The sequence below is a fragment of the Ruegeria sp. AH12 genome (assembly GCF_056541465.1).
Window position 1 is genome coordinate 1 of sequence record NZ_JBQFYL010000117.1, and the last position, 846, is coordinate 846.

1 protein-coding gene is annotated in these 846 nt (G+C 57.2%); it reads right to left on the bottom strand.

Features of this window, described 5'->3' with window-relative positions; translation table 11 throughout:
• Positions 1-2: 2 nt before the first annotated feature.
• Positions 3-779 (bottom strand): enoyl-CoA hydratase, encoded by a 777-nt coding sequence (locus tag ACR0EL_RS22020; RefSeq protein WP_170395375.1) that lies wholly within the window; start codon positions 777-779, stop codon positions 3-5.
• Positions 780-846 lie beyond the last annotated feature (67 nt).

Genomic DNA, 846 nt, shown 5'->3' on the forward strand with positions numbered 1-846 from the left:
GATCACTTGTCGCGGAACTGAGCCGCACGTTTTTCCAGAAACGCGGCCATGCCTTCTTTCTGGTCCTCTGTCGCGAACATCGAATGGAACACCCGACGCTCAAACAGCATGCCTTCGCTCAGCGGCAGCTCATAGCTGCGGTTCACAGCCTCTTTGGCCGCGATGGCCGTGATCTGCGATTTCTCTGCAATCTTCTGCGCCGCACCGGTTGCCTCTTCGATCAGCTTTTTGGCGGGCACGACACGACTGACCAATCCGGCGCGCTCGGCCTCTTCAGCGTCCATGAAGCGGCCTGTCAGGTTCATGTCCATCGATTTGGACTTACCAACGAAGCGGGTCAGACGCTGACTGCCACCAAGCCCCGCGATGACGCCCAGATTGATCTCGGGCTGGCCGAACTTGGCGGTGTCGGCAGCGATGATGAAATCGCACAGCATCGCCAGTTCACAGCCGCCGCCCAGCGCGTAACCGGCAACGGCGGCGATAATAGGTTTACGGATCGCGGAAACCCTATCGTTGGCGTCTGCAAACAGATTGACGTCGAATACATCGACAAAACTCATCTCGGACATTTCCTTGATGTCCGCACCGGCGGCAAAGGCCTTGTCCGAGCCGGTGATGACGATGCAGCGCACTTTGTCATTGCTATCCGCATCTTCCAGCGCCTCGCACAGCTCACCCAGCAACTGGGTGTTCAGCGCGTTCATCGCATCGGGGCGGTTGAGCTTGATAAGGGCGACGTGGTCTTCGATTTCGACGATGATCGTCTCAAAAGCCATGAGGTGTAAGCTTCCGGTTGTTCCGTTCAGGTACGATTCCTTATCACGCGATTTCGCTGGATCAAGT